Here is a 24,017-nt window from a genome sequence, read left to right as displayed (position 1 = left end):
TCCTGTCATCGAGTTGGTGGACCTTCCGCCCACCGGACGTCGAGGGGATGACACTGTGGTCAGCGAAGCGGACGCGCGCTCGCTCGTGCGCCGCCAGCGCGAGCTGGCGTCGTTGTACGCCACCGTCAAGTCGCTCACGGCGCTGGGTGAACTCGATCAGGTCCTGCAGTCGATCGTCCACCACGCCCACGAGCTGATCGGCACGGACTTCACCTATCTCTCGCTGGTCGGACCGGACGGCAGGCTGTCGGCCCGGGCGTCGGAGGGCACGGTCTCCCCGTCCTTCCTCGCCGCGGGCATCCCGGTGAACGTGGGGCTCGGTGGCAGGGTTCTGGTCTCCCGCAGCCCGCACTGGGTACGCAACTACGCCGCCTCGACGCTGATCGAGCACGATCCGAACTTCGACCGGCTGGTCGTCACCGAGGAGCTCGTCGCGCTCCTCGGTGTGCCGCTGGTCATCCGGGGGGAAGCGGTGGGCGCCCTGTTCGCCGCGGACCGTTCCGAGCGCTCCTTCCAGGCCGACGAGATCGCGCTGCTGAACGCGTTCGCCGATCACGCCGCGGTCGCCCTCGACAACGCCCGTCTCTACGAGGCGAGCCGCACCGCACTGCAGGAGCTGCAGGTCGCCTACCGGAAAACCGAGCGGGCGCAGGCGATCCACGAGGCTCTGACCGGCGTGGTGCTGGGCGGCGGAACGCCTGATGACGTCGCACGGCTGCTCGCCGCCCAGCTGGGCGGCAGCGTCACACTCCTCGACCGGACGGGCGAGAATGCCTTGGCCGAAGCCGTCGCGGAGGCCCGGCGCTCGGGCCGCTGCACGGTCTCGGCCGGCGCCGGCGGAACCACCCGGAGCGTGGCCGCGATACAGGCGGGTGACAGTTACCTGGGCGCCCTGGTGTGGAGCCGGAAAGCCGCCGACGGAAACGACTTGCCGGACGCGATGGACTTGCGCACCCTCGAGCGCGCCACCCACATCCTCGGGTTGCTCATCCTCAAGGAGCGGGCGGTCGCGGAGGCCGGTGAGCGGCTGAGCGGCGAGCTCCTGACCGAGCTCATGGTCGGCGGCCCCGGGATCGGCACAGCCCAGCGTGCCCGCACCCGCGCCCGCGACATCGACGTCGACCGCCTGGACCTGGTCCTCGTGGTGGACTCCCCCACGCTGTCGTCCACCGATCTTTCGCGGCACCTGCACCACATCGCCCGGGACCACGGCGGCTTGGCCGGCGAACACCTGGGACAGGCCACGATGATCCTGCCCGGCGGCCACGATGACGAGCAGACCGCCGAGTCGGTCCACAATGGACTGCGGCGCACCCTGGGCGGCCCGGTCACCGTCGTCGGAGAACGCGCGGTCGGCCAAGACTGGTCACGTGCTTTCTCCGTGGCCAGCCGCTGTGGTGCCGTGATGCGCGCGATCGGTCATACCGACCTGGGCGCCACCACACGTCGCTACGCCTTGTACGCCCTGCTCTTCGACCCCGAACGGACCGGCGAACTCGACCGGTTCCTCACCGACGTCATCGGGCCGCTCGTCGAGTACGACCGGCGGCGCGGCAGCGATCTCGTCGACACTCTCGGCGCGTACTACCTCCACCACACCAACGTCGCGGCGACCGCCCGGGCGTTGCACGTGCACGTCAACACCCTGCTCAAGCGGCTCGACCGCGCCGGCACCGTTCTGGGCACCGGCTGGCGCCACCAGAACAACCTCGAACTGCAGCTCGGACTCCGCCTGCACCAGCTCCGGGCGAGCACGAACGCGCCGTCGTGAGGCACCTCAGGTGATCCGCGCCGCGTCCCGCAAGGCGACTTTCGAGAGCTTGCCGGTTCCGGTTTTGGGCAGGGAGACCATGAAGAAGAATTCGTCGGGTAGCCACCACTTGGCGACCATCGGCGTGATGTGCGACAAGAGCTCGTCGGCGGTGGCGGCACTGCCGTCGCGCAGGACGACGTAGGCGACGGGCCGCTCCATCCACCGCGGGTCCGGACGGGCGATCACGGCGACCTCGACGACGTCGGGGTGGGAGGCGAGGGCGGCCTCGAGCTCGACCGAGGAGATCCACTCGCCGCCGGACTTGATCAGGTCCTTCACCCGGTCCACGAGCCGTAGGTAACCGTCGGCGTCGATGGTGGCCAGATCACCGGTGCGCAGCCAGCCGTCCCCGGTGAAGCTGCCCGCGGCGTCCACCCGGTAGTAGCCGCCGGCCACCCACGGGCCCGCCACCTGCAGCTCGCCGACCGCGACGCCGTCGCGCGGCAGCTCCCGGCCGGTCTCGACATCGGCGATCCGCACGTTCACCAGCGGCAGTGGCTGGCCCTGGGCGGCTCGCACGGCCACCTGCTCATCCGCGTCGGCGTCCCGGTGCTGCGTGCGGGTGCCGCCGATGACCCCGACGGGACTGACCTCGGTCATCCCCCAGGAATGGGTGATGGGTACGCCGATCGCGGCGCGGTAGCGCTCGGACAGTGCCGGGGGAACGGCGGAGCCGCCGCCGAGCAGGAATCGCGTGGCGCTCAGGTCGTGAGCCCGCAACCCGGGAACCAGGCTCGTCCAGACCGTCGGCACAGCACCGGCGACCGTCACCCGCTCGGCCTCCATCAGCGTCAGCAGGTGAACCGGGTCCGCGGACGCGCCGGGCAGGACCAACGAGGCGCCCGCCATAATCGCGCCGTAGGGAAGCCCCCAGGCGTTGGCGTGGAACATCGGCACGATCGGCAGCACGACGTCGCTTTCACAGAGCCCGATCAGGCCGGCCGCGAGCGTCCCCAGGCAGTGCAGGACCGTCGAGCGGTGGCTGTAGAGCACGCCCTTCGGCGGGCCGGTCGTCCCGGAGGTGTAGCACAACCCGGAAGCCAGGTTTTCGTCCGCGAGCACGAACGTGTCTTCGAAGGAGCCCGCGAACGGATCGGCCGCGGAGATCAGCTCGTCGTAGTCCAGGATGCGGGAGTCCGCCGGGATCTCGGCGTCGCTGCCGTCGGGCAGCACCACCCAGTAGCGCACCAGCGGAAGCCGGCCGGCGATCGGCCAGATCCGCGGGAGCAGCCCGCGATCGACGAACACCACGTCGTCCTCGGCGTGCTCGACGATGTACTCGAGGTGCTCCGCAGGCAACCGGATGTTGATCGAGTGCAGCACCCGCTTCGTGGCCGGCACCCCGAGGTAGACCTCGAGGTGGCGGCGCGTGTTGCTCGCGAACGTGCCGACCCGTGCGCCGACCGGGACGCCGAGGGCGTCCAGCACCGTGGCGAGACGCCGGGTATGACCGGCCACCTCGGCGTACGTCAACCGCTCGGCACCGGCCGTGACGACGCTCTTGTGCGCAAAGAGCCGCTCGACGCGCTCCAGGATGTGCGCGATGGTGAGCGGCCTCGGCTGCATCAGCCCGTCCATGGCGTCTGCTGCCTTCGGCACCGGCCGGTCCTGGGCTTTTTCGGGAGGCATGTCCAGGCACCCTAGGCGCGGTTCCAGGCCGGACAGAGGTGCGAACCTTCCACTCGTTCCCGCCCTCCGGCAGCGGATCCTCACACCTCGAGCACGCGGCCGGCCCGGTTCGGCCCCGGGACGCGGGCCGGCGACGGTCCTGCCACGCGAGACCGTCGCCCGGATGCACGACGTCCTCGTGTACGCGGACGACACAGGTCCTGGCCGTCCACCGGCTCGCGGCTATCCGCGGCGCCGAACCAGCAAGGTGAGCATCTCCGGCAGGTCGAAGAAGCGGGCGATGTCGAGCGCGGACCGCAGGCCGAGGGCGGGGTCGGCGCCCGCGGCCAGCAAGAGGGTGACGCCGCGCTCGGAGCGGCGGAACACGGCCGCTCCGAGCGCGGTCTGGCCCCGGTCGTCGACCCGCGCCGTGTCGGCACCCGCGTCGAGCAGCGCCCGTACCGTGTCCGGGTGGTCGTGGTACGCGGCGAGCATCAGCAGGGAGTCGCCGGCCTCGTTGGTGAGGTTCACCGGTATTCCGGCGTCGATCGCCTCCGCCAGCCGCTCGGTGTCGCCGGTGCGGGCGAGGTCGAACAGCGAGCGGAGGTAATCGAGGTCGTCATCGGTGAGCGCTTCGGTCACGACCGGCCTTTCTCAGGAGATCGACGCGGGGAATCGCTCCCACACGCGGTGAGCAGCGAGCAGTTTCGTCGTTTTCGCGAGCACCGCCGCCGGATCGTCGTCGATGACGATCCCCGGCCCGGTGGCGCACCCGGCGGCCTCGAGCGCGGCTCGCCCGGTCCCCCACGCGCCGATCGCCTTCGCGTGCCGGAAGCACTCCTGGACCATCAGGACCACGCGCGGATCGACAGCGGCGCCGGCCTCGGGTCCCTCGGCGGACAGCACGTCCGCACCCGGCGGCGGGCCGCCGGCGAGGAGCAGGGCGTCGAATTCGACCGAGCGAGCGGTGAGGAGGGTGCGCTGGGCGACGAGCCCGCTGTCGGCGTCGAGCGGCCCGCCGGTCGGCGCGATCAGCAGCGGCACCATGCCCGCGGCCAGGATGGTCTCGCGGACCGTGCGCACCCCGTCGAGTTCGGCGGGGTCGGCGGGGTCGACCACGATCCCGATGATGCGCCCGTCGGTCGGCCACGTGCCGCCGAGCTGGGACAGCGCGGGGCTCGGCGTGACCTTCTTCTGGCGGCCGGGACCGGCCGGGGCGGGAAGACCGAGACCCAGCGCCACCTCCTGGCACAGCTCGCGGTCCACATTGGCCAGTACGAGCAGTTCGCGTTCCTTGATCGCCTGCTCGTAGCACTTGCCGAGTTCGAAGGTGAACGCCAGCACGACGTGCTGCTTCTCGATCGGCGTGAGGCTCAGCCAGAACAGCCTCGCCTGCGTGTAGTGGTCGGCGAACGACACCGGTGACTGCCGGACCTTCGAGGCCTTCGGCAGCGGCTGAGCGACCTCGACGAACGGCTTGGCCTCGACGCCGGCCTCGAACGGGTTACCGCCGTCGAGGGAATTCGGCTTGTACGGGGCGACGCCGCCGTGGATCGCCTGCTGGTGGAAACCGTCGCGCGTCATGTCGTTGACCGGCACGTGCGGGCGGTTGACGGGGATCTGGTTGAAGTTCGGCCCCGCCAGCCTCGTCAACTGCGTGTCCAGGTAGGAGAACAGCCGCGCGTGCAGCAGCGGGTCGTCGGTGACGTCGATGCCGGGCACCAGGTTCCCGACGTGGAACGCGGCCTGCTCGGTCTCGGCGAAGTAGTTCGTCGTGTTGCGGTTGAGCGTCAGCATCCCGATCGGCTGCACCGGCGCGAGCTCTTCCGGCACCAGCTTCGTCGGGTCCAGCAGGTCGATGCCCTCGAACGTCTGCCTCGGTGTGTCCGGGAAGATCTGCACCCCGAGCTCCCACTGCGGGAACGCGCCGGACTCGATGGCGTCGGCGAGGTCGCGGCGGTGGAAGTCCGGGTCGACGCCGTTGAGCAGCTGCGCCTCCTCCCAGACCAGGGAGTGCACGCCCAGCTTCGGCTTCCAGTGGAACTTCGCGAGCGCGGACTCCCCGTCGGCGTTGACGAGCCGGAAGGTGTGGACCCCGAAGCCCTCCATCGTCCGGTAGGACCGGGGGATCGCGCGGTCGGACATCTGCCACAGCACGTGGTGGGTGGCCTCGGTGTGGGTCGAGACGAAGTCCCAGAACGAGTCGTGCGCGCTCTGCGCCTGCGGGATCTCCCGGTCCGGGTGCGGTTTGGCCGCGTGGATGATGTCGGGGAACTTGATCCCGTCCTGGATGAAGAAGACCGGGATGTTGTTGCCCACCAGGTCGAAGTTGCCTTCCTGGGTGTAGAACTTCGTCGCGAACCCACGGGTGTCGCGCACGGCGTCGGCCGACCCGCGCGACCCGACGACGGTGGAGAACCGCACGAACACCGGCGTCTCGACGCCGTTGCCCAGGAAACCGGCCTGGCAGACGTCCGAGGCCGTGCCGTAGCCGACGAACACCCCGTGCGCGCCGTAGCCGCGCGCGTGCACGACCCGCTCCGGGATGCGCTCGTGGTCGAAGTGCATGACCTTCTCGCGCAGGTGGTGATCCTGCAGCAGCGTCGGGCCGCGCTCCCCCGCTTTCAGGGAGTGGTCGGTGTCGGAGAGCCGGGCGCCGGCCGTCGTGGTGAGGTACTCGCCCTGCTGCCCCATCGACGTTTTCGGGGCGCCGGTCGGCGCGCCGGTGGGGGTCACGGTCTCCGGCGCGTCCTGGTCCGGTTTGGGCGGCAGCGGCTCGCGGGGGTCGATCGGTTCTCCGAGCGACGGCGGTTCACTACCGGGTGATCCGGGGATCGGGGGGTTCGTCAGCTCGGTGACCTTCTCGACGGCTTTCTCGAGTGCGGCCTTGACGAGCTTGCGGGGGGTCTTGCCGGCCACTGTGTCCTCCTCGTGGTGCAACGCTGGGAACCGGGTACCCGCGGATCCGCTGGATACCCGGTGACGACTCGATCAAGCGCCGAGCGACCGCTCGGCAGGCGCGGCAGGAGCGACGCGGTGCCCGGACGAGGCCGCCGCCGTCAGGGTTCCCGCCGGGGAAGCGGCCGGGTGGCGGGACCTTCCAGGACCGCACCGTCGACGTCGAACCGGGAGCCGTGGCACGAGCAGTCCCAGCTGCGTTCGGCGCCGTTGAACCTCAGCAGGCAGCCCAGGTGCGTGCAGCGCAGCGACACCGCGTGGACGCCGCCCGTCCGGTCGCGGAAGACGCCCTTCTTGCCGAGCCCGTCGGGCAGGACCTTCGCGGTGTCGACCGGGATGTCGTCGGTGTCGGCCGCCTCGGCCGGGACCAGGCGATCGCCGATGAGATCTTTCGCGACTTTGGCGTTCTGCTGCAGCAACGTCGGCGCGCTCGCCAGGCTCACCCGGTGCGGGGAGAACAGGTCCGCATGCGGGTTGCCCGCACCGATGACGCGGTCGGCGAGGATCTCCGCGGCCACCGTGCCCATGGCCAGGCCCCACTTCGCGAATCCGGTCGCCACCCACAGGTTCGAGACGCCGGGCAGGTACGAGCCGACCATCGGGAGCTTGTCGTAGGCCACGGGGTCCTGGGCGGACCAGCGGTGGGTGATGTCGCCGACGTCGAAGTGACGGCGGGCGAAGTCCGCCAGCGCGGTGTAGCGGTCGAAGTCGACGCCGCGTTCCCCGGCGGGGTGGCTCTGCCCGCCGATGATCAGGTGTTCACCGGAACGGCTGATCGACCACGACGGGCTGCCGACGCTGATCGCCAGATCCTCCGGCGGCGTCCCGGAGGAGAGCCGGGCGGCGACGCAGTAGGACCGCTGCGCGTCGAGACGCGCGAAGAACAGTCCGCGGTCCAGGATCGGGTAGTGGGTGGCCACCACCACCTGCTCGGCGGTGACGGTCCCGCCGTCCGTGTGGACCTGGTACGGGGCGGCGACGGACACGTCGTGGACCCGGCTGTGCTCGAAGACACGTCCGCCCGCGGCGACGACCGCCGCCGCCAGGCCGCGGACGTATTTGACCGGGTGCAGCACGATCTGCCCGGCCAGGCGGACCGCGCCGAACGTCGGGAACGGGAGGTCCGGCTGCGCCGTCCACTCCACGGGGAGACCGGCGCGCTCGGCGGCGTCGGCTTCGGCGCGGACGATGTCGTGTTCGTCGGCGGTGTAGGCGAACGTCGCGGCCGGCGCGCGCTGCAGGTCGCAGTCGATCCCGTCGGCAAGGGAACCCACCAGTTCGACGCCGGCGGTGGCGGCCGCGGCGTAACCGGCCGCGGTTTCGGCACGGTGTTCCCGCTCGAGGGTGGAGTACATCGTGGACTGCAGCGCGGTGACCTTCGCGGTGTTGTTGCCGCTCACTCCCCCGCCCACGCGGCCGGCCTCCAGGACGATGACGTCGACGCCGCGGCGCGCGAGCAGCAGCGCGGTCGTGAGACCGGCGACACCGCCGCCGATCACGGCGACCGCGGCCTGGTGCCGACCGGACGACGTCGGGTAGTCGACCGCGGCGGACGCCGAGTGGAGCCACAGCGACTGTTCGGCGGTGGTCGTGGTCATCGGAGGCCGGAGTGGAGTGGTGTGTTCATGGCCGAGCCCTTCACGAATCAGAGCGCGCTCGACGCTGCGCGGCGGACAAGATGAGCGGGACCGCCGACCTCCACGCTGCTCATCGGACAGGTCCTCTCCTCGTGGTCTCGGGTCCGGCTGGGGACGTTGCGGGGCTACCCGCCCTCACGCGGTTGAAACGACGCCCAGCCGGCGCACTTTCGTGTACCACGAAGGGGTGGCCGCTCCCGTGACCTGTCACCGATCCAGCGTCGACTGTGGAGTGAAGCCGGTTCGGCTGGGTACCCGGAGCTTTCCGTGATCCAGGAGGGTTCCATGTACCTGCCCCGCCCCCGTGGGCCGCTGAGCTCCGCGGCCGTCACCCGGCTCCGCCGTGAGCCCGACGACGTGCCCGCCGACCCGGTCGCGGCCGACACCCGCCTCCCGGTCCTCCACGACGACGACCTCCAGCTGACCCTGTGGATCTGCTACGAACTGAGCTACCGCGGCTTCGACGACGCCGACACCGCCTGGGAGCACACACCATTCGTCACCGGGCTACGCCGGCAACTGGAACACCATTGGGTGAAAGGCCTCCACGAACTCGTCACACCCACCACCGTGGCACCCGAAACCGTGCCGCAGGCCCTGGCCGACCTGGTGCGCGCCGACGAAGGACCGCCCCTGGCGAAATTCCTGCAACGTCGCGCGTCCGACACGCAGTTCCGCGAATTCGTCACCCACCGGTCGGTGTACCACCTCAAGGAAGCCGACCCCCACAGCTGGGCCATCCCACGGCTCTCCGGCGCCGCCAAAGCCGCCCTGATCGAAATCCAGACCGACGAATACGGCCAGGGCCGCCTCGAACGGATGCACTCCGAACTCTTCCGCGCCACGATGCGGGCCCTCGGCCTGGACGACAGCTACGGCGCGTACATCGACCACGTCCCCGCCGTGACCCTCGCCGTGAGCAACCTGATGTCCCTGTTCGGCTTCCACCGCCGCTGGCTCGGCGCCACCCTCGGACACCTGGCGGCGTTCGAGATGACGTCGTCACTGCCCAACCGCCGCTACGGCAACGGGCTACGCCGTCTCGGCGGCGACACGACCGCGACCCGGTTCTACGACGAGCACATCGAGGCCGACGCGGTCCACGAACAGATCGCCGCACACGACCTGTGCGGCTCCTTCGCCCGGGAAAACCCGGCCGCCGCAGGCGATGTCCTCTTCGGCGCGGCGTGCGGGCTGGCGGTGGAAGCCGAATTCGGCCGGACTCTGCTGGCCTGCTGGGAAGAAGACCGGCCGTCCCTGCGTCCGCAACCGCGGTCAGCGGCGATCGTCGCCGGAGGCCCGGAAACCGCGGACCTTGTGGGTACCGTCACAGAACGGCTTCAGCGCGGAAAGCCCGCACCGGCACAACGCCACGACGTTCCGGCCGGGATCGATGACCTCGCCGTCCGCTGAGCGGATCTCGAACTCGCCGCGCACCAGCAGCGGCCCGTCTTCGTACGGGGTGATGGTCACAGGGGTACCGGCGTTGTCGTCCACGAACCGCGAGTACCCCCGCCTCACCGCGTTCATGCCGGCGGGACGGACCCGGCGGTGACGGCCGGCCCGACCGTGGGCGTCGAGGAGGAGTTCCTCGTCGTCGACGCCGGCACACGCCGCCCGGTACCGCGGGCGGCGCCGATCCTCGGCCGCGTCGCGGTCCCCGTCGACGGTGGCCACGAACCCGAGCTGTACCAGTCGCAGGTCGAGGCGACGACCGGGGTGCTCACCGACCTGCGTGACGTCGCCGGGGCGCTGACCGCTCAGCGGACGGCGCTGGCCGGCGCGGCACGAGCCGAGGGAGCCCTGATCGTGCCGGCCGGAACGCCGCCGCTACGCGGAGAGACGCCGCGGCTGACCGACGGACCGCGCTACCGGGCGATCGGCGAGACCTTCCGCGGTGTGCTCGCCGACTACGAGACGTGCGGCTGTCACGTCCACGTCGGCGTGCCGGACCGGGCGCTCGCCGTCGCCGTGGTGGACCACCTGCGGCCGCGGTTGCCGACGCTGCTCGCGCTGTCCGGGAATTCGGCTGTCCACCACGGCCGGCCCACCGGCTACCAGAGCTGGCGCGTGATCCAGCAGGCCCGCTGCCCGGCGGTGGCATCCCACCCCGCTTCGGCAGCCTCGCCGCCTACGAGCGTTGCCTGGACCGGCTGGTGGACGCCGGAGTGCTGGTCGACGAGCGGATGACGTTCTGGGCGGCCCGGCCGTCGCCGGTGTACCCGACCGTCGAAGTCCGGATCGCCGACGTCGCCCCCACCGTCGACGAAGCGTTGCTGCAGGTCGCGCTCACCCGCGCGCTGGTCCACACGGCACTGACCGACCTCGACCGCGGCCGGGAGGCCCCCGAGGCCGACGGCCAGTTCGCCGCGGCGGCGCTGTGGAGCGCCGCCCGCTACGGGATCCACGGCCCGGGCATCGACCCGCTGACCGGCCGCCGGGTCCCGGCCGTGACGCTGCTGGAGGACCTCGTCCGCCACGTACGCCCGGCTCTCGCCGAGACGGGCGACGACAGGATCGTGGACACCCTGCTCCGGCACGGCCGCACCGGGGAAACCGGGGCCGAACGCCAAACCCGGATCGCGGACCGGCACGGCGCCGCCGCGGTCGTGGACGAGGCCGCCAGGCTGCTCCCGGCGCCGTCCCAGGTCGTGGGTGCGACCGATCCGCGTTGCCGGGCGGAGATGCGGTGAGCCGGCCGGAGCCGGGCCGGTGCTCAACGAGGTGCTCGCCGGCCGCCGCCGTTATCCTCGGTGGTGGACTGCTCGTCGCGATCCCGGTCGCGGCCGCGCCCCCGCTCCTCGTCCGGGAAGTCCTCCACCCGCGGCTCGACCGCACCTGACCGGAAGGACCTCCTGCGTGCGTACGTTCACCTGCCCGCACTGCGCGAACCTGCTGTTCTTCGAGAACTCGGCCTGCGTGGTGTGCGGCACCGACGTCGGCTACGACCGCGCGACCGCGTCGATGCTCCGGACGACCGGACGCGATCGCTGCGCCAACGCCGAACTCGCCGGCTGCAACTGGCTCGCCGCGGGCGACCCCCTGTGCGGCTGCTGCGAGCTGACCCGGACCCGCCCCGCCGACGAAGACGTCGACGCACTCGAAGCCTTCCGCGCCGCCGAAGCCGCCAAACGGCGGCTGGTGTACCAGCTCGACGACCTCGGCCTGCCCGTGACACCGCGAAGCGCCGATCCCCGGCACGGCTTGGCGTTCGACCTGCTCTCCAGCGCCGGCCGGCCGGTGACCACCGGGCACGCCGGCGGCGTGATCACCATCGACCTCGCCGAAGGCGACGACGGGTTCCGCGAAGGCCTGCGCGCGCGGCTGGACGAGCCGTACCGCACCCTGCTCGGTCACTTCCGGCACGAGATCGGCCACTGGTACTGGGATCTGCTCGTCGCCGACGCGCCCGCCGCGTTCCGGGCCCTGTTCGGCGACGAGCGGGCCGACTACCAGCAGGCCCTGGAGAAGCACTACGGGAGCGACACCGGCACCGGCTGGGCGGAGAGCCACGTCAGCCACTACGCGGCCGCCCACCCGTGGGAGGACTGGGCCGAGACCTTCGCCCACCTCCTGCACATCCGCGACACCGTGCAGACCGCCGCGGCGCTCGGCGTCCTCGTCGCCGGCACGCCGATCGCGCCCCACCCCGGCAGCCGGGTCGACGCCGTCCCCGAGGACCGGACCGACGACGTCGACGAACTGATCGCGACCTGGATCCCGCTGTCGCGCGCCCTCAACCAGCTCAACCGCAGCATGGGCAAGGACGACCTCTACCCGTTCACACTCTCGCCGGCGGTGCAGGCGAAGCTACGGTTCGTCGGCGCGATCGTGGCCGCGAACCGGACGTGAACCTGCTTGACGAGCGGGACGCCGCACGGCGAGTGGACGACGTCACCACAGCACTGGACCGGCTGGCCGGCACCTTCCAGGAGGAAGGGGAACTGCCGGTCGTCCTGCAGCGGGCGAACCGGCGCTGAGCGACGACGGTTCAGCCGGCGACCGCGATCACGTGCTTGCCGAGGGTGCCGCCGCGTTCGAAAGCCCGGTGCGCCGACGCGATGTCCGCCAGCGGGTGGACGCTGTCGACGACCGGGCGCAGCGCGCCGGAAGCGACGTAGCCGGCCAGATCTCGCAGCACGGCCTCGTCGGGATTGGCGCTGAACGCGCGGATGCGGCGGGAGCCGTGCACGCTCGACGCGGCGATCGCGGCGAAGGCGGGACCCGACAGGCCGATGGTGACCATCCGGCCGGAGCGGGTCAGCCGGCTCCGGTAGCAGGTGAGCTCCGAGCCCACGGTGTCGAAGATGACGTCGAACGGCCCGATCCGGTCCGACGTGGTGGTCCCGTAGTCGAAGACCTCGTCGGCGCCCAGGTCCCGCAAAGCGGCGGCGTGGCGGTCGCGGGCCAGCGCGGTGACGTGGCCGCCGAGTGCGTGGGCCAGCTGCACGGCGGCGGTGCCCACACCTCCGGCGGCCCCTCGCACAAGGACCCGTTCACCGGCGGCGAGGCGGACGACGTCCCGCAGCCCGATCAGCGCGGTGGCCCCGGCGACCACCAGTGACGCGGCCTCGGCGGACGAGACGCCGGCGGGCGCGGCGCTGACCCGGCCGGCGGGGACGACGACGTACTCGGCGACGCCCGCGACGGCGTGCTTCTCCCGGGGGTGCACCGTCCCCCAGACCCGCTCGCCGACCCGGCGCCCGCGGACGTCGGACCCGATCGCGGCGACGACCCCGGCGAAGTCCAGCCCGAGTCCGATCGGGAACTTCCGGCCCGACACGATGCGCAGCCCGCCGGCCCGGACCAGGGTGTCGTGCCCGTTCACGCTGGCGGCCTCGACCGAGACGAGGACGTCGCCGGGGCCGGGCGCGGGGCGCTCGACGTCGGAGACGAGCAGGACGTCGGGGGTGCCGAAGCCGGTGATCTGAACGGCCTTCATGGTGGGTTCCTTTCGCGATCCGGTGTGGTGAGACCGATCCTGGGGCCCCCGCGCGGCGGCACGGTCGTTCGCCTTGTCCTGGGTCCGCCGGACCCACCTTCGACCGGACGGGCCCGCTTAGGCTGTGGTCATGACCGACGACCCCCGACGCGAACTCGCCGAGTTCCTGCGCACCCGCCGGACCCGGATCACACCGCAGGAGGTCGGCCTGGAACCCGGTCCGAGGCGGCGCGTCGCCGGGCTGCGGCGCGAAGAACTGGCCCTGCTGGCCGGGGTGAGCACGGACTACTACCAGCGGATGGAACAGGGCCGCGACGTCCGGCCCTCCGACCAGGTCCTCGACGCCCTGGCCCGCGCCCTGGGCTTCTCCGCCGAAGAGACCCGGCACCTGCACAGCCTCGCCGCCGCCGCGCGCACACCCGCACGGCCCCCGCGGCGCTACGAGCCGGAGGAGGTACCGCCCACCACCCTGCGGCTGCTGCGCACGATGCCGACACCGGCGCTGGTCGTCGGCCGGTTCCTCGACGTCCTGGCCTGGAGCCCGCTGGGCGGCGCGGTGCTGGGCGAGTTCACCCGGCTGCCCCAGGGCGAGCGGAACCTGCTGGCCCTGCTGCTGCACCCCGACGCCGGCCGGGTGTGCCCGGAGCGGGCGGCGACCGTCGCCGAGCTGACCGGGATGCTGCGGGCGCAGGTCGCCGCCGAACCGGGCCACCCGCGCGCGGTGGAGCTGGTCGGCGAACTCGCGGTTTCGAGCGACGAGTTCGCGGCCCTCTGGGCACGACACGACGTCCTGGAGACGACCCGCGGGCAGATGCGCGTCGAGCACCCGATGGTCGGGGAGCTGAACCTGGACTGGGACGCCTACCCGATCCCGGGCTCACCCGGGCCGTTGCTCATGGCCTTCACCGCCGCGGAAGGCAGCGCGGACGAAGAGCGGCTCCAGCTGCTCGCGAACCTGCTCGCGGCCGCCGGAGCCTGATCGCCCGACCTCGCCGCGCACGCCCGTTCCGCCCCGGCTGTCCCCTCCGGACCGCCGGTGCGCGGGGCCGTCCGCGAGCAGCGGGAGCGGCCGGCGATGCTCGTCACCGTGCCTCGGCGCGCAGTGAATACCGGCGCTCGGCGTAGGCGAGGTCGTCCCGCCAGAGCCGGGCGGCGGTACGGCGCATCAGGGGGCGCAAGACCCCGGCGGCCTTGCGGGCGACGTCGAACCCCGGGCGGTCGGACGCCGCGACGACCGCCTCGATGACGGCGGTGCGCGGGCGGCCGTCCACCCCGGTCCCGAGCGGCGTGGCGTGGGTTTCGACCACGCTGCCCGTCCCTTCGCCTTCGACGATGCGCATCACGACCGTCCGCGGTTCCGGGCACACGAACTCGGCCACCACCGGCACTCCCCACCGGCCCGCCAGCCGGAAGGTCACCTCGACCAGGAACCGGTCGTCGGCGTCCGCGACGTCGATGCCCACCGGCGCGTCGAGCACCTTCAGCCGGGCGAAGGAGTACGGGTGGAACCACGCTCCGTGCCACGGGTCGAGGCGGTTGGCGACGACGTCGGCCGGCTCGCACACGCCGATGACCGTCGCGACCGCGTCCACCCCGTCTTCCGGGCGCGGCCGGACCGGCACCACCGGCCGCTCGGTCGCCGGTTCCCCGCCGAGCCGATCGAGCCTCGCCCAGACCAGCACGCCGTCGTCGAACGACGGGACCGGCGACCAGCCCGCCTGCCGCTCACCCCCGATCCGCAGGCCGTGCCAGCGGCAGACCAGCTGGTCGCAGTCGAGCCGGGCTTCCGCCAGCGGCGCCCCCAGGTGCGGACACGCACCCGGGCCCACCCTGAGTTCGCCGGCCCGGGTACGCCACGCGACCAGCTCCCGGCCCCCGATGCGGCGGCCGAAGGGGCGGTCGTCACGCACTTCGCGGCTCGCGGCGAGGACGTACCAATTGCCGGACGGGCGCGCCTCGGCGCGTTTGACCGCGGCTTCGATCACGGCCGGGCTGCAGTCGCGGTAGGTCGGTTCCTGCTTGGCCCAGCTCGGCTCCCCGAACGGCTGGATCGGCCAGTTTCGCGGCCACCGACGATCGAGCTGCCGCCGCACCGTCATGAACCACGCTCCTGCTCGCCGCACTTCGGCCGTCCGCACCTGACGGGATCATCGTCGAACATCCGCATCGATCGTGCAACGCTTGCGCGCCGAGGTTCGAGCTCAGGGGTGGCCGGTGAGGAACTCGAGCGCCGCGGTCATGTCGCCGACCCAGGGCAGCCCCTGGACGACGTGCCGTTGCCAGCCGGGCCCGGCCGCGCACACCGCGACGCTGCGCCGCTGGAGCCGCCGGGCCAGCGGCTCGTCGGCGGTGCTCGGGGAGATCGACCAGAGCAGGGCGGTGGCGGCTTCGAGTTTCGAGATCACGCCGAGCGTGGTTTCGGCGGGCACCATCTGCCCGAGGTAGACCACCGGCACGCCCGCTTCCAGCAGCGCCGCCCGCAAGAACTCCACCGGCAGGGAGTGCCGTTCGCCGGGACAACAGGCCAGCACCACCGGCCGGCCGGTGGTGCCGGGCACCATCGGCTCGCGGCCCGCGGTGAACCGCAGCAACGCGCCCGAAACCTCCTGGCTCAGCGCCCATTCCGATTCGAAGCAGGGTTCGCCGCGCAGCCACCGGCCGCCCAGGTTCCGCAGCACGGGCGCGACCACTTCGGTCCACGTGGCGGCGGCACCGAGCGCCGTCAGGGTGGTGTCGACGATCGCCGCGATCGAGGTGAACCGCAGTTCCTCGGCCGCGTCGCCGAGCTCGCGCACGCGCTGCGGCACCGGCACCGGCACCGGCGCGGGTGCGTCCGCGGGAACGGGGAACGCCGTCGCCGCGGCTTCCCGGGCCCCCATCCCCCGCTCGATGAGCCGCTGCATGTGCTGGAGCCTGCGGACGTCGAGGTCCGAGTAGCGCCGGTGCCCGCCGTCTTCGCGGGCCGCCGGGCCGATCCCGTAGCGCGCATTCCAGCTGCGGAGAGTGACCGGCGAGACGCCCAGGAGCTCAGCGACCTTCCCCGGGGTCCAGGTCGCCCTGGTGGCCGGCCCCGTGGTCGTGGTCGCGTCGACGTTCATCGGGTTCACGATCCCACACCACGTCGCGTTTTCCGCCGGGTCGGATCTCGTGTGGACAAGTCACAGCGCATGTGCAACGGTTGCGCATCGATACGCCCGGCCGAGAGAGGAGCGTGCATGGCGGCGACGACGGAAGGCGTCGTCCCGGCGAGCACGGGACCCGGCGGCTGGCTGACGTCGGTGAGCGACGCCTGTCTCGAGCACGCGAGCGGCTTCGTGGCCGAGCGGTGCGACGAACAGTTCCTGGGGCGGGGCGAGGGAACGCTCGCGATCGAGGCCTTGCCCGAGTTCGTCCGCGAGGGAAAGTTCTTGAGGCCGCTGTTCGCCTACGCCGGGTGGTGCTGCGCCCGGCCCGAGGACGAAGCGGCGCTGCGCGCGGCCACCAGCCTGGAACTGCTGCACTGCTTCGCGCTGGCCCAGGACGACGTCATGGACCGCTCGGCGCTGCGCCGTGGCCGGCCCGCCCTGCACACACAATTCGCCCGCTGGCACCGCGACCAGGGCTGGAATGGCTCGGCGACGCGGTTCGGCGAATCGGCCGCGGTCCTGTCCGGCGATCTCTTCCTCGTCTGGTCCGAGCAGATGTTGCGCGAAAGCGGCGTGCCGGAGCCGGCCTTGGCCCGGGGTTGGCCGCACTACGACGCGATGCGCTCCGAGCTGGCCGCCGGTCAGCTCGCCGACCTCGTGAACGACGCGCGGAGCCTGCCCAGCTGGGACGCGGTGCTGGACGTGATCCGCCGCAAGTCCGGCAACTACACCGTCCGGCGACCGCTGGAGTTCGGCGCCGCGCTCGCCGGCGCGGACGCCCCTGTGCTGCGGGCCCTCGGCGAGTACGGCGGCCTGGTCGGTGAAGCCTTCCAGTTCCGCGACGACCTGCTCGGGGTCTTCGGCGACCCGGACCTCACCGGCAAGCCGGTCAGCCAGGACCTTCGGGACCGCAAGGCCTCGAGCGTCGTCGTGCTCGCGGTCGCGATGGCCGAGGGCCCTCAGCGGCGGGAGCTGCAACTCCTGCTGGACGAAGAGTTCCTCGACGACGACGCCATCACCGGCTTGCGGGGCACCATCGCGGCGACCGGCGCACCGGATCAGCTCGAGAAGCTGATCGACCGGCGGGTGCGCAAGGCGCTGGACGCGCTCGACGACGCCGCGATCCCCTCCCGGATGCGCGAAACCCTCGCCGTGCTCGCGGCCCGCTGCACGGACCGGGTCCGGTGAAGACGGTTCCCGGGCGGACGACCGACATCGTCGTGGTCGGCGCCGGCCTTTCGGGGCTGGCGGCGGCGCTGCACCTCGCCGGGCGCGGCCGGCGGGTCACCGTCCTCGAGCGAGGATCGGGGCCCGGCGGCCGGGCCGGCCGGGTCGAACTGGACGGCTACTCGCTCGACACCGGGCCGACCGTGCTGACCATGCCCGGCATCGTGCGCGACACCTTCGCCGCGGTCGGCGCCGACATGGCCGGATACCTGCCGTTGCGGCGGCTGGATCCGGCCTACACGGCGTCCTTCGCCGACGGCAGCCGGCTGGCGGTGCATTCGGACGCCGAGGCGATGGCCGATGCGGTCCGCGCGTTCGCCGGCCCGGCCGAGGCCGCCGGCTACCTCAGGTTGCGCCGATGGCTGACCCGGCTCTACACGGCCGAGTTCGACCGGTTCGTCGCCTCGAACATCGACTCGCCGCTGGGCCTCGTTTCCCGCGATCTCGCCCGGCTGGCCGCCCTCGGCGGGTTCCGCCGTCTCGAGCCGAGGATCTCGTCGTTCCTCGGCGACGAGCGGCTGCGCCGGGTCTTCACCTTCCAGGCGCTCTACGCGGGTGAGTCGCCGATGCGGGCCTTGGCGCTGTACGCCGTGATCTCCTACATGGACACCGTGGGCGGTGTGTTCTTCCCCGAAGGCGGCATCGCCGCACTGCCTCGCGCGCTGGCCGCGGCGGCCGAAGCCGCCGGTGTGCGGTTCCGCTACGACGACGGGGCCGCTGCGCTGGAACGCCGCGGCGACCGGGTGACCGCGGTGCTGACCACCACCGGAGACCGGATCGCCTGCGACGCCGTCGTCCTCACCGCGGAGCTGCCGGAGAGCTACCGGCTGCTGGGCCGGACCCCGCGCCGCCCCCTCGCCCTCTCCCCCGCGCCGTCGGCGCTGGTCGTGCACGTGGGCGCCGCCGGGGACTGGCCCGACGTCGGGCACCACAGCATCTCCTTCGGCGACCGGTGGGCCTCGACGTTCCGCGAGCTGATCACCGAAGGACGGCTGATGAGCGACCCCTCGCTGCTGATCACCCGGCCCACCGTCAGCGATCCGGGCTTGGCGCCGGCGAAGCGGCACCTGTTCTCGATCCTCGCGCCGACGCCGAACCTCCAGCGCGCCCCGATCGACTGGGCCCGCGAAGCCGAACCCTATGCGGCGGCGGTGCTCGACGTAGCCCGCAAACGCCTGCTGCCCGGTCTGGAGGTGGAGATGTCCCACGTGATCAGCCCCGCGGACTGGGCCGCGCGCGGCATGGTCGCCGGCACCCCGTTCAGCTACGCGCACTCGTTCGTCCAAACCGGACCGTTCCGGCCGCGGAACCTGCCGCGGGGTGTGGAGAACGTCGTGCTCGCCGGCGGCGGCACGGTTCCCGGCGTCGGCGTCCCGACCGTCCTGCTGTCCGGGCGGCTGGCCGCAGACCGCGTCACCGGGCCGGAGGGTGCGCGATGACCCGCAGGGAACTGGACGCCGCGGGCATCCACGAGCCGGTCCTGCGCTCGGCTTACCAGCGGTGCCGGGAGCTGAACGCGCGCCACGGCCGGACCTACTTCCTCGCCACGAGGCTGCTGTCCCCGCCCCAGCGCCCGGCCGTCCACGCCCTCTACGGTTTCGCCCGGTGGCTGGACGACATCGTCGACGAACCGGCCCCGGGATCGACACCCGCCACGATCGCGGCCGAGCTCAAGGCCGTCGAGAAGCGGTTCTTCGCGGCGTTCGGCGCCGGCCACAGCGACGACCCGCTGCTCGCGGCCGTCATCGACACCTGCGCGCGCTACGGCATCGCGCGGGCGCACTTCCGCTCGTTCTTCCGGTCGATGCGGATGGATCTGACCGTGACCGACTACCCGCAGCGTGCCGCGCTCGACGACTACGTGCACGGCTCGGCGGAGGTCATCGGCCTGCAGGTACTGCCGGTGCTCGGCACCGTCACCGGCCGGGACGAGGCCGCACCCCACGCGGCGGCACTGGGAAAAGCGTTCCAGCTGACCAACTTCCTGCGCGACGTGGCCGAAGACCTCGCCCGTGACCGGGTCTACCTCCCGGCCGACGAGCTGGCGGAGTTCGGGGTGGACCGCGACCGGCTGGCCTGGTGCGCCGAACACGGCCGGGCCGACCAGCGGGTACGGGACGCTCTCGCCGCCCAGATCGCCACCACCAGAACGGTCTACGACCAGGCCCGGCCCGGGATCGCCATGCTGCACCCGGTGTCGCGCGCCTGTGTGGCCACGGCGTTCCGGCTGTACTCGGAGATCCTCGACCGCATCGAGCGCGCCGGGCACAACGTCTTCGCCGGCCGGGCGGCCGTGCCGCGCTCACGCCGGATGGCGATCGCCGCCGGCGCGCTCACCCGGGCCCAGTGGCTGCAGCTGCGCAACCCCGCGCCGGCTCCCGTGGCGGTGTCGTGACCATGGGCAAGCTGGAATACCTCGCCGTCCTCGGCGGGTGCGTCCTGGTCACGTTGCCGCTCGAGCTGGCGGGCGCCCGGGTGTACCGGCGGCCGGGCCGGCTCGTGCGCGCGATCCTGCCCGTGGCGCTGGTCTTCCTGGTGTGGGACGCGATCGCCATCGCCCGCGGGGTCTGGGACTACGCGCCCGAGAGCCTCACCGGGATCATGGCCCCGTTCGGCATCCCGCTCGAAGAGGTGCTCTTCTTCGTGGTCATCCCGATCTGCGGGATCCTCACCTACGAAACGGTCGGCCTGATCGTGCCGGTGGTGCGGCGCCTCGCCTCGAGGCGGGTGCGGCGGTGATCCCGTGGGGCTACACGGTGCCCGCCGTGGTCGCCGTGGTCGCGGTCGTCGCCCTCGAACTCCGCGTCCTGCGGACCGGGCTGTTCCGCAAACCCGCCTACTGGGCGGCCGTCGTCATCGTGACCGGCTTCCAGATCCCGGTGGACGGCTGGCTGACCAAGCTGTCCCACGCCATCGTGCGGTACGACCCCCGGCACATCACCGGGCTCCGCTTCCCCTGGGACATCCCGGTCGAGGACTTCCTGTTCGGCTTCGCCCTGGTGACCGCGGTCCTGCTGCTGTGGGAGCGCGCGGCACGGAAGGAGGACACCCGATGAGCTCCCTGTCGGAAGACGGCCTGCCCCGCGCCCAGGTCCCGGCGGCCTTCGACACCGAAGCGGCGTCCTACGACCGCCTGGTCGGCGCCAACCCCGGTTACCACAAGCACCTCCGGTGGTCGGCCCGGCGGCTCGGCCTGCCCGGTGCCGGCGCCGGGTTGCGCATCCTCGACGCGGGCTGTGGCACCGGCGCGTCGACCGCGGCCCTGCTCGACGTCTACCCGGCCGCCGACGTCACCGCCTTCGACGCCTCGGCGGAGATGCTCGCGCAAGCCCGGCGCAAGCGCTGGCCGAAACCGGTCGAGTTCGTGCACACCACGGTCGAGGACCTGGGCGACTCGGGGATCACCGGCCCGTTCGACGCGATCCTCGCGGCCTACCTGGTGCGCAACCTCGCCGATCCGGACGCCCGGCTGCGCGGTCTCGGCGCGCTGCTCGGCCCCGGCGCTCCGATCGCCCTGCACGAGTACTCGGTCGCCGACTCGGCGCGGGCCAGGCTCGTCTGGAACGTCGTGTGCGCCACGATCATCATCCCGCTGGGCCGGTTCACCACCGGCGACGCGACGCTCTACCGGCACCTGCGGCGCAGCGTGCTCGGCTTCGACGGCGTCGGCGCGCTGCGCGACCGTCTCGGCGCCGCGGGATTCACCGACGTGCGCTCGGCGACGATGTCCGGCTGGCAGCACGGGATCGTGCACACGTTTCTCGGCCGCAAAGCCCGGGCAGCCGTGTGAGCGCGCCTCTCGGGCGCGATCGCCGGATCGCCCACCACCCCGCGCCGGCCGGGCTGCCGTCGGCCGACCGGCTGGACCGGCGGCCGAAGGTGGCCGTCATCGGCGGGGGCATCGCCGGGCTGACCGCGGCGACCGGCCTCGCCGAACGCGGGGCCGAGGTGACGATCCACGAACGGGAACCGTATCTCGGCGGCCGGGTCGGTGGCTGGCCCGCCCGGCTGGCCGACGGTACCGGCGTCACCATGAGCCGGGGCTTCCACGCGTTCTTCCGGCAGTACTACAACCTGCGCGCGCTGCTGCGGCGCACCGACCCCCGGCTGGACCGGCTCGCACCGCTCGAGGACTACCCTCTGCTCGACGCCCACGGCCGCACCGACACCTTCGCCGGGCTGCCGCGGACGCCGCCGCTGAACGCGCTCGCGTTCGCCTGGCGCAGCCCCACTTTCCGGCCCCGCGACCTGCTGGCGCTCGACCCGCGTGCCGCGCTCCCCCTGGCCACCGTCGACGTCCCCGGGGTCTACGACCACCTCGACCACCTCGACGCCGCCGCCTTCCTCGACCGGCTGAAGTTCCCGGCCGCGGCGAAGCACCTGGCGTTCGAGGTCTTCTCCCGGAGTTTCTTCGCCGATCCCCGCGACCTGTCGGCCGCGGAACTCGCCGCGATGTTCCACATCTACTTCCTCGGCTCGAGCGAGGGCCTGGTCTTCGACGTGCCGACCGAGCCCTTCCCCCAGGCCCTCTGGTCGCCGTTGGCGGACTACCTGGCCGAGCGGCGCACGGACATCCGCACCGGCAGCGCCGTCGAAACGATCGACCGGCGCGGTGGCGTGTTCCGGGTTACCACCGCGCGGGGGCCGGCGGAGGAGTTCGACGCGGTCGTGCTGGCGTGCGACCTGCGCGGCCTCCAGGCGATCGTCGACGCCTCGCCCGCGCTCGGCACTCCGGCGTGGCGCTCCTCGATCGCCGGGCTCCGGCCGGCACCGGGGTTCCTCGTCCGCCGGTTGTGGCTCGACCGGCCGCTGAGGCCGGAGCGGCCGGCTTTCCTCGGTACCGGCAGCCTGGTCCCGCTGGACAACATCAGCGTCCTCGACCGGTTCGAGGGCGAAGCCCGCCGCTGGGCGCGGGACACGGGCGGCTCCGTGGTCGAGCTGCACGCCTACGCCGCCACGACGTCCGATGTGGACAGTCTGGCGAAGCAGCTGGACGAACGCCTGCACGAGATCTACCCGGAAACCGCGGCGGCCCGCACGATCGACGACATCACGGTGTGGCGGGAAGACTGCCCGCTGTTCGGCGTGGGCTCCTTCGCCAGCCGGCCGACGGTGACCACCACGACCCCGGGCCTGGTGCTCGCCGGCGACGGCGTCCGCGTCGACCTGCCGGTCGCGCTGATGGAACGCGCGGCGACCACCGGCTGGACCGCCGCGAACCGGCTGCTGACCGGCTGGGGCGTCGCGGGCCACCCCCTCCGTTCGGTGCCCAACCGGGGCCGCCTCGGCCTGCTCAACCGCCTCGCCGCCCGGACGAAGGACACCCGATGACGAGCGCCTCGATCGCCCTGTTCACCCGGGACCTGCGGGTGCACGACAACCCCGTCCTGCACGCCGCCGCCGCGGCGGGCCGGTGCATCCCGCTGTTCGTGCTCGACGACGCGATCACGACCCGCCCGTTCAACCGCCCCAACCGGGCGGCCTTCCTGGCCGACAGCCTGAAGGACCTCGACGCCGGGCTCCGCGGCCTCGGCGGCCACCTCGTCCTGCGCCGGGGCGCGGTGGTCGAGGAGGTGCTCCGACTGGTCCGCGACCACGCGGTCGGCGAAGTCCACGTCGCGGCCGACGTCAGCGGCTTCGCACACCGACGCGAAGACGCCCTTCGCGAGGCTCTCGGGCGCGAAGGCGTCGCGTTGCACGTCCACGAGGCGTCCATCACCGCGGTCGCGCCGCGTTCGGTGACGCCGTCCGGCGGCAACGACCACTTCGCGGTGTTCACGCCGTACTTCCGCAAGTGGTCGGGTGCGCCGAAGCGGGGTGTCCTGCGGCCGCCGGGGCGGCTCACCGTGCCCCGCCTCCGTTCCGCGGCCCTGCCGACGCCGGACCGGATCCGCGCCGGGGACCGCTCGCCCGACCTCGCCCGGGGTGGCGAGGTGGCCGGGCGTGAGCTGATGGCGCGCTGGGTGGCCGAGGCGATCGACGACTACGAGGCGCTCCACGACGACATGGCCGGCGAAGGGACCTCACGGCTATCACCGCACCTGCACTTCGGCACGGTGTCGGTCACCGAGCTGCTGCACCGCGCCGGGACCGGATCCGCGGGCGCCCGGGCGTTCACCCGGCAGCTGGCCTGGCGCGACTTCCACCACCAGGTGCTCGCGGCCCGGCCCGAGTGCGCCACGGAGGACTACCGCCCCCGCGCGGACCGGTGGCGCCGGCCGGGCCGGGAATTCGAAGCGTGGTGTTCGGGCCGGACCGGCTACCCGATCGTGGACGCCGGGATGCGCCAGCTCGCCCGGGAAGGCTGGCTGCACAACCGGGCGCGTCTCATCGTCGGCAGCTTCCTGACCAAGACCCTCTACCTGGACTGGCGTCTGGGCGCGCGGCACTTCACCGAACTGCTGGTGGACTGCGACGTGGCCAACAACCAGCTGAACTGGCAGTGGGTGGCCGGCACCGGGACCGACAGCCGGCCGAACCGCGTCCTCAACCCGGTGCTGCAGGCCCATCGTTACGACCCGTCCGGCGACTACGTGCGCCGGTACGTCCCCGAACTGCGCGACATCCCCGGGCCCGCGGTCCACGAACCCTGGAAGCTGAGCGCCGCCGAACTCGCGGAGACCGGGTACCCGCGGCCGCTGGTCGATCTGCGCGACGCCGCGGAGCGGTTCAAGAACGCCCGCGCGAACAACCGAGAAGGAGCTTGA

20 protein-coding genes and 2 pseudogenes are annotated in these 24,017 nt (G+C 72.6%); 14 read left to right on the top strand and 8 right to left on the bottom strand.

Features of this window, described 5'->3' with window-relative positions; all coding sequences use genetic code 11:
* Positions 1 to 55 precede the first annotated feature (55 nt).
* The gene (locus OG494_RS09900) at positions 56 to 1,771 is read left to right on the top strand and encodes a helix-turn-helix domain-containing protein (protein ID WP_328454144.1); all 1,716 of its coding nucleotides are present in this window, start codon (positions 56 to 58) and stop codon (positions 1,769 to 1,771) included.
* Positions 1,772 to 1,777: 6 nt separating this feature from the next.
* Here the strand turns inward: OG494_RS09900 and OG494_RS09895 are convergent, their stop codons facing one another.
* The 4 genes from OG494_RS09895 to OG494_RS09880 all read right to left on the bottom strand — a co-directional run bounded on the left by OG494_RS09895 (position 1,778) and on the right by OG494_RS09880 (position 7,977).
* The gene (locus tag OG494_RS09895; protein ID WP_328454142.1) at positions 1,778 to 3,442 is read right to left on the bottom strand and encodes a long-chain fatty acid--CoA ligase; all 1,665 of its coding nucleotides are present in this window, start codon (positions 3,440 to 3,442) and stop codon (positions 1,778 to 1,780) included.
* 222 nt (positions 3,443 to 3,664) lie between these two features.
* Positions 3,665 to 4,063, bottom strand: a complete 399-nt coding sequence (locus OG494_RS09890) for an ankyrin repeat domain-containing protein (RefSeq protein WP_328454140.1) — start codon at positions 4,061 to 4,063, stop codon at positions 3,665 to 3,667.
* Positions 4,064 to 4,075: 12 nt separating this feature from the next.
* A complete protein-coding gene (locus OG494_RS09885) occupies positions 4,076 to 6,340 on the bottom strand; it encodes a catalase (protein WP_328454138.1) in 2,265 nt (754 codons plus the stop codon).
* Positions 6,341 to 6,480: 140 nt separating this feature from the next.
* Complete coding sequence (locus OG494_RS09880; RefSeq protein ID WP_328454136.1) at positions 6,481 to 7,977, bottom strand: FAD-dependent oxidoreductase; 1,497 nt, start codon at positions 7,975 to 7,977, stop codon at positions 6,481 to 6,483.
* A gap of 324 nt (positions 7,978 to 8,301) precedes the next feature.
* Between OG494_RS09880 and OG494_RS09875 the strand changes: the two genes are divergently transcribed.
* Positions 8,302 to 9,429 (top strand): iron-containing redox enzyme family protein, encoded by a 1,128-nt coding sequence (locus OG494_RS09875; protein ID WP_328454134.1) that lies wholly within the window; start codon positions 8,302 to 8,304, stop codon positions 9,427 to 9,429.
* On the opposite strand, the pseudogene OG494_RS09870 reads toward OG494_RS09875, so the two are convergent.
* Positions 9,391 to 9,546, bottom strand: a pseudogene (locus OG494_RS09870) (hypothetical protein); the annotation flags it as partial. The gene OG494_RS09875 and the pseudogene OG494_RS09870 overlap by 39 nt on opposite strands.
* Before the next feature lie 21 nt (positions 9,547 to 9,567).
* Between OG494_RS09870 and OG494_RS48350 the strand changes: the two are divergent.
* The 3 genes and pseudogenes from OG494_RS48350 (at position 9,568) to OG494_RS09850 (ending at position 11,996) form a co-directional block, all read left to right on the top strand.
* Positions 9,568 to 10,709, top strand: a pseudogene (locus tag OG494_RS48350) (carboxylate-amine ligase).
* A 166-nt stretch (positions 10,710 to 10,875) separates the two neighbouring features.
* Positions 10,876 to 11,868, top strand: coding sequence for a zinc-binding metallopeptidase family protein (locus tag OG494_RS09855; RefSeq protein WP_328454131.1), 993 nt, complete (start codon positions 10,876 to 10,878; stop codon positions 11,866 to 11,868).
* Positions 11,865 to 11,996: a hypothetical protein gene (locus tag OG494_RS09850; protein ID WP_328454129.1), complete on the top strand. Its 132-nt coding sequence runs from the start codon at positions 11,865 to 11,867 to the stop codon at positions 11,994 to 11,996. Before OG494_RS09855 ends, OG494_RS09850 begins: the two co-directional genes overlap by 4 nt.
* 11 nt (positions 11,997 to 12,007) lie before the next feature.
* Here OG494_RS09850 and OG494_RS09845 read toward each other — a convergent pair whose 3' ends face one another.
* Positions 12,008 to 12,958, bottom strand: a complete 951-nt coding sequence (locus OG494_RS09845; protein WP_328454127.1) for an NAD(P)-dependent alcohol dehydrogenase — start codon at positions 12,956 to 12,958, stop codon at positions 12,008 to 12,010.
* A gap of 130 nt (positions 12,959 to 13,088) precedes the next feature.
* Here OG494_RS09845 and OG494_RS09840 point away from each other — a divergent pair, with 130 nt between their 5' ends.
* The gene (locus tag OG494_RS09840) at positions 13,089 to 13,937 is read left to right on the top strand and encodes a helix-turn-helix transcriptional regulator (protein WP_328454125.1); all 849 of its coding nucleotides are present in this window, start codon (positions 13,089 to 13,091) and stop codon (positions 13,935 to 13,937) included.
* A gap of 103 nt (positions 13,938 to 14,040) precedes the next feature.
* Here the strand turns inward: OG494_RS09840 and OG494_RS09835 are convergent, their stop codons facing one another.
* The gene (locus tag OG494_RS09835) at positions 14,041 to 15,057 is read right to left on the bottom strand and encodes a DUF5914 domain-containing protein (RefSeq protein WP_328454123.1); all 1,017 of its coding nucleotides are present in this window, start codon (positions 15,055 to 15,057) and stop codon (positions 14,041 to 14,043) included.
* A 102-nt stretch (positions 15,058 to 15,159) separates the two neighbouring features.
* Positions 15,160 to 16,056, bottom strand: a complete 897-nt coding sequence (locus OG494_RS09830; RefSeq protein ID WP_328454122.1) for a MerR family transcriptional regulator — start codon at positions 16,054 to 16,056, stop codon at positions 15,160 to 15,162.
* Positions 16,057 to 16,173: 117 nt separating this feature from the next.
* On the opposite strand from OG494_RS09830, the gene OG494_RS09825 reads away from it, so the two are divergent.
* Genes OG494_RS09825 through OG494_RS09790 form a run of 8 tightly spaced genes read left to right on the top strand, consistent with a single transcriptional unit; the run spans position 16,174 to position 24,017 of the window.
* Positions 16,174 to 17,271 (top strand): polyprenyl synthetase family protein, encoded by a 1,098-nt coding sequence (locus tag OG494_RS09825; protein ID WP_328454121.1) that lies wholly within the window; start codon positions 16,174 to 16,176, stop codon positions 17,269 to 17,271.
* A complete protein-coding gene (gene crtI / locus OG494_RS09820) occupies positions 17,268 to 18,749 on the top strand; it encodes a phytoene desaturase family protein (RefSeq protein ID WP_328454119.1) in 1,482 nt (493 codons plus the stop codon). Before OG494_RS09825 ends, crtI begins: the two co-directional genes overlap by 4 nt.
* On the top strand, positions 18,746 to 19,705 hold the full coding sequence (locus tag OG494_RS09815; protein WP_328454117.1) for a phytoene/squalene synthase family protein: 960 nt from the start codon (positions 18,746 to 18,748) through the stop codon (positions 19,703 to 19,705). The genes crtI and OG494_RS09815 overlap by 4 nt, the downstream gene beginning before the upstream one ends.
* A 2-nt stretch (positions 19,706 to 19,707) precedes the next feature.
* On the top strand, positions 19,708 to 20,049 hold the full coding sequence (locus OG494_RS09810) for a lycopene cyclase domain-containing protein (protein WP_328454115.1): 342 nt from the start codon (positions 19,708 to 19,710) through the stop codon (positions 20,047 to 20,049).
* Positions 20,046 to 20,366 (top strand): lycopene cyclase domain-containing protein, encoded by a 321-nt coding sequence (locus tag OG494_RS09805; RefSeq protein WP_328454113.1) that lies wholly within the window; start codon positions 20,046 to 20,048, stop codon positions 20,364 to 20,366. Before OG494_RS09810 ends, OG494_RS09805 begins: the two co-directional genes overlap by 4 nt.
* Positions 20,363 to 21,100, top strand: coding sequence for a class I SAM-dependent DNA methyltransferase (locus OG494_RS09800; protein WP_328454111.1), 738 nt, complete (start codon positions 20,363 to 20,365; stop codon positions 21,098 to 21,100). Before OG494_RS09805 ends, OG494_RS09800 begins: the two co-directional genes overlap by 4 nt.
* On the top strand, positions 21,097 to 22,641 hold the full coding sequence (locus OG494_RS09795) for an FAD-dependent oxidoreductase (protein WP_328454109.1): 1,545 nt from the start codon (positions 21,097 to 21,099) through the stop codon (positions 22,639 to 22,641). Before OG494_RS09800 ends, OG494_RS09795 begins: the two co-directional genes overlap by 4 nt.
* Positions 22,638 to 24,017, top strand: coding sequence for a cryptochrome/photolyase family protein (locus tag OG494_RS09790; protein ID WP_328454107.1), 1,380 nt, complete (start codon positions 22,638 to 22,640; stop codon positions 24,015 to 24,017). The genes OG494_RS09795 and OG494_RS09790 overlap by 4 nt, the downstream gene beginning before the upstream one ends.

The organism is Amycolatopsis sp. NBC_00438, from assembly GCF_036026695.1.
Taxonomy (GTDB): Bacteria; Actinomycetota; Actinomycetes; order Mycobacteriales; family Pseudonocardiaceae; genus Amycolatopsis.
The sequence above is the reverse complement of the archived record's forward strand: the minus strand, read 5'-3'. Positions and strand labels throughout refer to the sequence as shown.

Bases quoted from the DNA above. Each gene is read 5' to 3' on its own strand.
- OG494_RS09895 (WP_328454142.1), bottom strand. From the start codon at position 3,442: ATGCCTCCCGAAAAAGCCCAGGACCGGCCGGTGCCGAAGGCAGCAGAC.
- OG494_RS09880 (WP_328454136.1), bottom strand. From the start codon at position 7,977: ATGACCACGACCACCGCCGAACAGTCGCTGTGGCTCCACTCGGCGTCC.
- OG494_RS09875 (WP_328454134.1), top strand. From the start codon at position 8,302: ATGTACCTGCCCCGCCCCCGTGGGCCGCTGAGCTCCGCGGCCGTCACC.
- OG494_RS09845 (WP_328454127.1), bottom strand. From the start codon at position 12,958: ATGAAGGCCGTTCAGATCACCGGCTTCGGCACCCCCGACGTCCTGCTC.
- OG494_RS09840 (WP_328454125.1), top strand. From the start codon at position 13,089: ATGACCGACGACCCCCGACGCGAACTCGCCGAGTTCCTGCGCACCCGC.
- OG494_RS09835 (WP_328454123.1), bottom strand. From the start codon at position 15,057: ATGACGGTGCGGCGGCAGCTCGATCGTCGGTGGCCGCGAAACTGGCCG.
- OG494_RS09830 (WP_328454122.1), bottom strand. From the start codon at position 16,056: ATGAACGTCGACGCGACCACGACCACGGGGCCGGCCACCAGGGCGACC.
- OG494_RS09825 (WP_328454121.1), top strand. From the start codon at position 16,174: ATGGCGGCGACGACGGAAGGCGTCGTCCCGGCGAGCACGGGACCCGGC.
- OG494_RS09815 (WP_328454117.1), top strand. From the start codon at position 18,746: ATGACCCGCAGGGAACTGGACGCCGCGGGCATCCACGAGCCGGTCCTG.
- OG494_RS09810 (WP_328454115.1), top strand. From the start codon at position 19,708: ATGGGCAAGCTGGAATACCTCGCCGTCCTCGGCGGGTGCGTCCTGGTC.
- OG494_RS09800 (WP_328454111.1), top strand. From the start codon at position 20,363: ATGAGCTCCCTGTCGGAAGACGGCCTGCCCCGCGCCCAGGTCCCGGCG.
- OG494_RS09790 (WP_328454107.1), top strand. From the start codon at position 22,638: ATGACGAGCGCCTCGATCGCCCTGTTCACCCGGGACCTGCGGGTGCAC.